Origin of the sequence: Thermoflexus sp., assembly GCF_042408365.1 — a bacterium.
In the GTDB taxonomy this organism is placed as follows: Bacteria; Chloroflexota; Anaerolineae; order Thermoflexales; family Thermoflexaceae; genus Thermoflexus.
Genome location: NZ_JBHOQJ010000152.1, coordinates 1 through 7938, shown reverse-complemented (window position 1 = coordinate 7938; position 7938 = coordinate 1). Strand labels below are relative to the sequence as shown.

The 7938-nt window shown below is 62.9% G+C and carries 7 protein-coding genes; 5 read left to right on the top strand and 2 right to left on the bottom strand.

The window, feature by feature from the left end; genetic code table 11:
- Positions 1–85: 85 nt before the first annotated feature.
- Entirely contained in the window at positions 86–589 is a 504-nt protein-coding gene (locus ACFMO5_RS07110; RefSeq protein ID WP_376792062.1) for a DnaJ family domain-containing protein, read from the bottom strand.
- A 172-nt stretch (positions 590–761) separates the two neighbouring features.
- Complete coding sequence (locus ACFMO5_RS07105; RefSeq protein WP_376792061.1) at positions 762–1784, bottom strand: NAD(P)/FAD-dependent oxidoreductase; 1023 nt, start codon at positions 1782–1784, stop codon at positions 762–764.
- A 280-nt stretch (positions 1785–2064) separates the two neighbouring features.
- Here ACFMO5_RS07105 and ACFMO5_RS07100 point away from each other — a divergent pair, with 280 nt between their 5' ends.
- From ACFMO5_RS07100 to ACFMO5_RS07080, 5 genes are all read left to right on the top strand, one after another.
- Complete coding sequence (locus ACFMO5_RS07100; protein ID WP_376792060.1) at positions 2065–4248, top strand: GAF domain-containing protein; 2184 nt, start codon at positions 2065–2067, stop codon at positions 4246–4248.
- A 60-nt stretch (positions 4249–4308) separates the two neighbouring features.
- On the top strand, positions 4309–5448 hold the full coding sequence (locus tag ACFMO5_RS07095) for a response regulator (RefSeq protein ID WP_376792059.1): 1140 nt from the start codon (positions 4309–4311) through the stop codon (positions 5446–5448).
- A 481-nt stretch (positions 5449–5929) separates the two neighbouring features.
- The gene (locus tag ACFMO5_RS07090) at positions 5930–6964 is read left to right on the top strand and encodes a phenylalanine--tRNA ligase subunit alpha (protein ID WP_376792058.1); all 1035 of its coding nucleotides are present in this window, start codon (positions 5930–5932) and stop codon (positions 6962–6964) included.
- Positions 6961–7305, top strand: a complete 345-nt coding sequence (locus tag ACFMO5_RS07085) for a nucleotidyltransferase domain-containing protein (RefSeq protein WP_376792057.1) — start codon at positions 6961–6963, stop codon at positions 7303–7305. Before ACFMO5_RS07090 ends, ACFMO5_RS07085 begins: the two co-directional genes overlap by 4 nt.
- Positions 7306–7409: 104 nt before the next feature.
- On the top strand, positions 7410–7808 hold the full coding sequence (locus tag ACFMO5_RS07080; RefSeq protein ID WP_376792056.1) for a DUF86 domain-containing protein: 399 nt from the start codon (positions 7410–7412) through the stop codon (positions 7806–7808).
- Positions 7809–7938: the final 130 nt, after the last annotated feature.

Sequence of the window (7938 nt, the reverse complement as noted above, 5' to 3'; positions counted from 1 at the left end):
CCCCCCACCCCTCGAGGAAACAATTACCATTACCGATGCCCGGTAGGCCCTTACGAAATCGAGCTCATCGGCCGATGAGGACAGCTCATCCGGTCTCGAGGCGCTCGATATCGGCTTGTGGAACCCCCAGAGCCTGGAGCTCCTCCCGCAGGTCGAATTTAAAGCGTTGAAGCCAGTATATGGGAACTTTCAAATTGTAAAGAAAAACCTGCTCATTCAATTCGGTGATCCGACGGGCGAAGGCCCGCAAGGCTCGCTCCCACTCCTCATCCACCCACTTCCGCTCCGCCCCGCTCCGGGCATCCGTCTTCCCTTCCAGGGCACGCAACATTTCCTCCCGCCATTGCATGGTCCGCTGTAGATCCCGTCGGGCCGCCTCGATCCCCCGCCGGATCGCCAGGTCCGCTTCGATCCACTCCGGTCGAGCGTCGTTCTGACGAAGGATGTGATAAGCGATGGCGAGGCCTGGCTCCAGGTAGGGATTCTCCTCCAGATGGAGCGGTTTCCCCTTCCCCGGGAGATGATCGAACTCCCCACGGCGGATCGCTTCCAGGATCTTCTGCTCCACCCATTCGCCCCAGTTAACCATCCACACCCTCGATTCGGCAATTGTAGTTTTTTCTTCATGGGCTGTGGGCCGCCGAAGGCGGTCCACAGCCCCGAGGATCCCCCAGGGAAATGACTGGAAAGCGCGCGAGGTCGTATCTAACAATCAAATGCGGAAGAAGCACTACCCTCTGCACTAAAGAAGTAACGCCATATTACCCCAGCCGCATCTCGCTGGAGTGCCCAGGGAAGACTTTGGCCTGCGGATTGATGTAAGTGGCCGCGTAGTTGACCGCGGTGGCCGCTTGGGCGAAACCGATCACAATCAGGTTGAGAGGCTCCACCCCTTCGGGCGCCGTGATATCCCCAGCCGCATAGACGCCCGGCAGGTTGGTTTCCATGCGCGCGTTCACTTTGATGTAGCGATTCCCGACCGTCTCCAGCCCCCAGGTCTTGATCGGCCCGAGATCCGCTTTGAACCCTAAGCTCATGATGATCGCATCCACCTCGATGACCGTCTCCTCACCCGTTCGATTGTTGACGATCACCGCCTCCCGGATGTGGCCATCAGGCCCCGGACGAACCGCCTTCAACTCATGGAACAGACGGATATCGATGCCGGAGCGCATCAGCTCAGCGACGCTGCCCGGGTGTGCCCGGAACTGATCGCGGCGATGGATCAGCGTGATATGCGCGGCGAAATCCTTGAGGTTGAGCGCCCAATCCACGGCTGTGTCGCCTCCACCCACAATCAGCAGCCGTTTATTGCGGAAGGGTCGTCGCTCCGCCACCACATAGTACAGACCACGCCCCTCATATTGATCGATCTCCGGCTTTCCCAAGCGGTTCGGCTGGAAGGCACCGATGCCGGCCGCGATCAGCACCGCCCGCGACGGATAAGCCCCTTTATCAGTTTCCACCACCCACAAAGCGTTGTCCCGACGCAACGCAACAGCACGCTCCCCAAAGCAGCAGATCGGGTTGAAAGTCGAGGCCTGCTCGAACAACAAGCGCACAAGATCTTTCGCCAGGATCTTGGGATGGCCTGGGACATCATAGATGAACTTCTCAGGGTAAAGCACGGCCAACTGCCCTCCGGGCTGCGGCAAGGCGTCGATGAGCCGAACGCTGAGCCCGCGCAAACCAGCGTAGAAAGCCCCGAACAGCCCGGTGGGCCCCGCCCCGATGATCGTCAAATCCACCGGCTCCGTGTTCTTGTGGTCGAGAGCGGCTGGCATCCTTTCCTCCTCGCAAGGGAAATACCTACGGCGCTTTGTATTATAGCCGTTGAGGGGGGCTCTGGGACAGGATGAACCATTCCTTCCCCTCCTGCAGCCCTTGAAGCAGCAGAGAAGAGGAGTAAACCGAGCTTCCAGGAAGGGTTGCACGATCACGCGCTTTACGTACAATTTTATCTTTAAAAGACAACATTTGATGGCAGAACAGCCCCGGCTACAACAAGCCCTCCCTTCCAGAGGCATTTACAGAAAAGCTCCTGCTTGATATGGATCGGGCGTGATGTCAGCGGAGATCGGAGGGATCCTCCAGCGCTTGAAAGCCGCGGGGGAACGGCTGGCCAGCCTTCCCCCGGAAACCCCTATCCCCGAGTGCATGCGACGGATCGGGGAGGAGGCCCTTCAGTTACTGGGGCTGGAACGGGGCGCCACAGCTGTCCTCTTCTGCTACGACCCCGAACAGCGCGCCCTGGATCCCGCCTCCCGGGTCGCCGTGGGGGAGATCGAAGGGTTCATCGGGCCTGATTGGCCCCGGCCGGATGGGATGGCAGCTCGGGCCCTAGCCCGCCGCCGACGGGTTCTCTCGTGGGAGGAGCCGGATACCCCTATCCATCCGGCCAAACAAGCCGCGGGCGCTCGGGTCGTAGGATGTTGGCCGTTGCTCACCGCCGCGGGGCCGATTGGGGTGCTCTACCTCTCATATCAGGAAGAGCGGCCGTTCGCCGAGAGCGAGCTAAGCGCCTTGGAGGTCTTCACTCGCATGGCGGCGGCGCTGCTCCAGCGCGCGCAAGCCATCGAACGGCTTCGGCAGAGGCTCCTGCGGGCCACGCAGGAGCTCAACGAATTGCGGCGCATGGATCACCTCTTCAGTGCGCGGGCGGATCCCCAAGAGATCCTGGAGGCGATCCTGCGGATCGCCCTGGAGCTGACCGGAGCCCGCTTCGGCACCCTGCGCCTGGTGGACCGCCAGCGCCGCCGTCTGGTGTTGGGGGCCTTAATCGGCCGCCCGCTCCTTTCGAACATCGCCCCCGAACTTGAGCTGGATGAAACCAGCATTGTGGGCTGGGTGGCCGTCCATCGTCGTTCGCTCCGTATCGGCGATCTCCACACCTCCCCTTGGGCCTCGATCTATCGGCCCTGGCTCGCCGGCTATGAGATCCGCTCCGAGCTCGCCGTGCCCTTGATCGGCGCCGGCGGCGAGGTGGAAGGCGTCCTCAATCTGGAAAGCCCCGAGCCCGGAGCGTTCACGGAAGGGGATCAGCAGTTGCTGGAGATGCTGGCAGCCCGCGCCGTGATCGCTCTCCAGGAGATGCGGTTGCTGCGCGGCATGCAGGAGATCACGGGGCAACTGCTCCATAGCAGCCAGGAGGCCCTCTTCGCCCGCGCGGTCGCCCTGGCCTGCGAGCTGATCCAGGTCCCCGACGGGGCCATCTGGCTGATCCCGCCCACCGGCTCGCCCACCTTGGCTTTTGCGACCCACCCGGCGATGGCCGGAACCGCTGGGCTGGCCGAGGCCGTCAGCCGATCCCGTCGCCCGCTCGCCTTCGAGACCGGCGGATGGGCTCTGGCGGTTCCCATGATGGAGCCTGGCGGGACCGTCCGCGGGGTCTTTGTGGTTCACTCCTCCCGTCCCCGCGCCTTCACCGAGCGGGACCAGCGATTGCTCATCATCCTGGCCAACCACGCGGCCCTGGCGGTTCAGCTTGCGGAGCACGTCCGAGCGCTGCAGGCCGCTCGCGAACGCCAGGCGATCACAGAGGCCTTTGCTGCGGTCGGCGATATCGCAGCCAACCTCCTCCATCGCCTCAATAACCACATCGGCCTGATCCCGGTCCGTCTGGAAGGATTACAGGAGAAACGTCCCGACCTGTTCCAGGATCCCTACTTGGCCTCAGTAGTTCAGGAAATCGAGAGCCGGGCCCGGGCTGCCCTCGACGCCGTCCGCGAGGCGATGGTTTACCTACGACCGATGGCCCCCCGTCCGATCCCGATCCTTCCTTGTCTGGAGCTGGCCCTCCGGGACCTCCGAATTCCACCCGGCATCCGTCTGGAGACGGTGGGGTTGGAGGACCTCCCCCCGGTGATGGCGGGGGAGCCGCAATTGGCCCTCGTGTTCTTCAACCTCCTGGAGAACGCCATAGAGGCATTGGGGGAAAGCGGGTGGATCCGAGTGGAAGGCATCCCTGGCCCAAACGAAGTGATCCTCACGGTGCGGGACAATGGACCGGGGATCCCCCTGGAGCTCCAGGACCGAATCTTTGAGCTGGATTTCTCCACCAAACGCTCCTCAAAGAAATTGGGGTTCGGCCTGTGGTGGGTCAAGATGCTGGTCCAGCGATTCGGTGGGGATATCTGGGTGGAGAGCGCCCCTGGCCAGGGCACCGCCTTCCATATGCGGCTTCCTCGCGCCACAGGATCCAGCGAGGATTATCTTCCTCCTCCCTCCTCACGGCCCCAAGGGCCATAAGGAGGGAGAGAACACAGCCTTGAACGAAATCCCACAAGCCCAAACGGCCGAGGGATCCCGATGAGCAAAACCCTTCCAGCGATTTCACCGACCAGGAAGCGGGTGCTGATCGTTGAAGACGATCCCGCCTGGCGGCAGCTGCTCACTGAGACGCTGGAGGACCTGGGCCTCCAAGCGGATAGCGCTGCCGATGCGCGCACAGCGATCGCGATGTTACACCAGCAGGCTTATGTCCTGGCAGTCGTCGACATGTCCCTGGATCCGAAAGATCATCGCGATCGAGGTGGCTTTCAGGTGCTCGATGCGTTGGCCGCCCATGAACCGCCGATCCCGGCTATCGCGTTGACGGGCTATGCGACGGTGGAAATGGCCGTGGAGGCGCTAACCCGCCATCGGGCGGTCGATTTCCTGCGGAAGGAAACCTTCCAGCGCCGCGCCTTCATGGAGGTCGTCACTCGACTGCTCCAACAGGAGCGGACGTTGCCGAACCGTCCCTCGCTCACCCCTCCAGCGCCCCATCCGCGGACCTCTCCGCTGAGGCCGCAGGTGCTGGTTGTGGAGGATGACCCGGGCTGGCAGGATCTCTATCAGGAGCTCCTGGCGGAGCTGGACCTTGCCTGTGTGGCCGCTCCTTCCTATGCGGAGGCGTTGGCCTGGCTGGAGCGGAAGACCTTCTCACTGCTGATCGTCGACCTCCAGCTGGCCAGCTCTATGAACCCGTTCGGGAACCGAGATGGCCTGCGATTGTTGCAACTCGCACGCCGGCGTGGGCTTCCCACGATTGCGGTCAGCGCGACCGCCTCTCTCGAAGAAGTGGAAATGGCCTACCAGACGCTGGGGGTCTTCGCTTTCTTCGACAAAGCTGCTTTCAACCGGGGAAGCTTCCTTCAATTCGTCCGCCAGGCCTTGAGCAGCCAGCCAGTCCCTTCGGCGCCGCGACCCAAGGGCGCGCTCCCTCCGGAGGATCAGGCCGCCCTGGCCTCCTTGACGCCCCGCGAGCGGGAGGTGCTGCGCTGGATGGCCCATGGGCTGACGAACCGGGAGATCGCGGAGCGGCTGGTGGTCTCCCCGAATACGGTGAAGAAACAGGTGGACAGCATCCTGAGCAAATTGGGCGTTCACACCCGCGCCGCCGCCGTGCGCAAGGCGATCCTGGGAGGGCTGGTAGAAGAGGAAGGAACCGTTCACGAACCCTCTTAGTGGTGGTAAAATTAGGCAAAACTGCGCTGTTGCCAACAACAGGGGAGGTCATCCCAGCTCGCAGCGACGAGCTTTCGATTCGTGGAATTTCTATGAGAGATGGGCCGCGTAAGCAACCCGCCCTCATAGAAATTCTATTTTGGCAACAAAACAGGGCAAAACACAAAATGGCGATGAAGGGGAGGAGTAGGCTGGGACGGCACCGCCAGAGCGGCGGGGTGGGAGGCTGAGAGCTCCGCTCGGTGACCGCCAGCTGAAGTTCGCCCCGGAGCCGGAACGGCGAACCGGACGCTGGGTTCTCTGCAGCGGCCGCAGTAGTCGCTCCCGGAGGGCCCGCCGTTATCCGGGCCGTGAGGGGGCCAGTGGGAAGATCCCACTGGCCAAGCAGGGTGGTACCGCGGGGGAGCTCCCACGCCCTCGTCCCTGACCGGGCGAGGGCGTTATTGTTTCCGTACATCCCTGAGTTGGGAGGGCTGAGCGGATGATCACCCCGGACGAACTGGAGCGGATTCAGGAGGAGGCATTACAAGCTCTCGAGGCTTTGGACAGCGAGGAGGCCCTTCGGGCCTGGTATGCCGGCTACCTCGGGCGCCGGAGCCGGTTGATGGAGGTGTTCGCCTCGCTGGGGATGCTGCCGAAGGAGCAGCGGCCGATCATCGGACGCAAAGCCAATGAAGTCAAAGAGGCATTGGAGGCCGCCTACGCCGCCCGCTTGGAGGCCCTTCGCCAAGCGGCGTTGCGCCGGGAGCTGGAGGCGCCGCCCCTCGACGTCACCCTGCCCGGCCGCCCCGTCCGCGCCGGCCGGCTTCATCCGGCCACACAAACCCTTCGGGAGATCGTGGCCATCTTCGCCGATATGGGCTTCCAGGTTTTCACCAGCCGCGACGTGGAAACCGATGAATATAACTTCCAATTGTTGAACATCCCACCCTATCACCCGGCCCGGGATATGTGGAGCACCTTCTACACGGATCGGGAAGGGGTGATCCTGCGCACCCACACCTCCCCGGGCCAGATCCACGCCATGCGGGCCTTCTGCCCCGAGCCGGTGCGGGTGATCCTCCCCGGCATGTGCTACCGTTATGAACAGATCACCGCCCGCTCGGAGATCATGTTCCACCAAGTCGAGGGGCTGGCCGTCGGCCAACGGGTCACCATGAGCGACCTCAAGGGCACGCTCGCGGATTTCGCCCGCCGCATGTTCGGACCTGAACGCAAGATCCGCTTCCGCGCCTCATATTTCCCTTTCACGGAACCCAGTGTGGAGGTGGACATCGATTGTATCTTGTGCGAAGGACGTGGTTGCCGGGTGTGCAAATTCACTGGATGGCTTGAGATCGCGGGGGCCGGGATGGTGCACCCGGTGGTGTTGCAGAACGGCGGCTACGACCCCCGCCGTTTCACCGGCTTCGCCTTCGGGATGGGGCCCCAGCGGATCACCATGCTCAAGCATCGCATCGATGACATCCGATATTTCTGGGCGAACGATCTGCGCTTCCTGGAGCAGTTCGGATGAGGATCCATCGGGTCTCGCCAGAGGAGAAAGAGCGGATCACCGAGCTCCTGGCCGCGGCCTTGGCGGCGGAGCCCGATGTGGTCTTCGCCTATCTCCACGGATCCTTCGTCAAGGCGGAGGCTTTCCGGGATATCGATGTGGCGGTGTTCTTCGACCCGCTTCCGGAGAGGCCCTGGCGCCGCGAAGGGGGGCTGGCCGATCGGCTGGAAGCGACCCTGCGAGCGGCCGGCTTCCCCTTCCCCGTGGATGTTCAGGCCTTAAACCGCGCGCCGCCGCGATTCGATCCCGTCGGATTCTCCTCTGCCGCAATGAGGATCGTCGATCCAACTTCGAAGCGGTGACGTGGTCGGAATATTTCGAGGTCCGCCGCCTGCATGGGGAATACCTGCGGGAGGCCCTTCCCTTATGATCCGCTATCGAAGCGACCGGCTGCGCCCGCTGATTAATGCGCTCCTGGGAGAGCCAGAGCCGCCTTGCCTCGCTGGCCCGGATGAGCTTCACGAAGTTCGCGGGGAATCCTCACGACGCGGGCAGCGCTCCTTATCCTCTCATCGCGGCTGCCGAAGGGATCGTCGATATCGCGCACCATCTGATCGCCCAGAACCGGTGGCGCAGCTCGGAGACCTACAGCGAGGCTGTTCGGATCCTTGAAGAACACCAGGGGGTTCCGTTCGAGTTAAGTCAACGGCTGGTTGGATTGATTCGCCTTCGCAACCGTCTGATCCACCGGTATAGGGAAACCGATGATCGAGAAGTCTTTCAGATCATCCCAGAGGCGCTACGCGACATTGAGGATTTCATCCAGGCGCTCGGGGCGGCCTTGGGGTCTGCTCTGAGCGCTTGACAGGTATGGAGTGACGCCGTTCGGGGCCTGTGCGAAGAGATGGAAGGGTCCCTCCCCCCTCCCCACAGCCCTTCGGGCCATGGGGAGGGGGGATGAAAAAATATTTGAGGGTGGAGCCGGGCGCCTTTGG

Excerpts from the sequence above, each read along its gene's own strand:
- ACFMO5_RS07110 (WP_376792062.1), bottom strand. The coding sequence starts at position 589 with ATGGTTAACTGGGGCGAATGGGTGGAGCAGAAGATCCTGGAAGCGATC.
- ACFMO5_RS07105 (WP_376792061.1), bottom strand. The coding sequence starts at position 1,784 with ATGCCAGCCGCTCTCGACCACAAGAACACGGAGCCGGTGGATTTGACG.
- ACFMO5_RS07100 (WP_376792060.1), top strand. The coding sequence starts at position 2,065 with ATGTCAGCGGAGATCGGAGGGATCCTCCAGCGCTTGAAAGCCGCGGGG.
- ACFMO5_RS07095 (WP_376792059.1), top strand. The coding sequence starts at position 4,309 with ATGAGCAAAACCCTTCCAGCGATTTCACCGACCAGGAAGCGGGTGCTG.
- ACFMO5_RS07090 (WP_376792058.1), top strand. The coding sequence starts at position 5,930 with ATGATCACCCCGGACGAACTGGAGCGGATTCAGGAGGAGGCATTACAA.
- ACFMO5_RS07085 (WP_376792057.1), top strand. The coding sequence starts at position 6,961 with ATGAGGATCCATCGGGTCTCGCCAGAGGAGAAAGAGCGGATCACCGAG.
- ACFMO5_RS07080 (WP_376792056.1), top strand. The coding sequence starts at position 7,410 with ATGCGCTCCTGGGAGAGCCAGAGCCGCCTTGCCTCGCTGGCCCGGATG.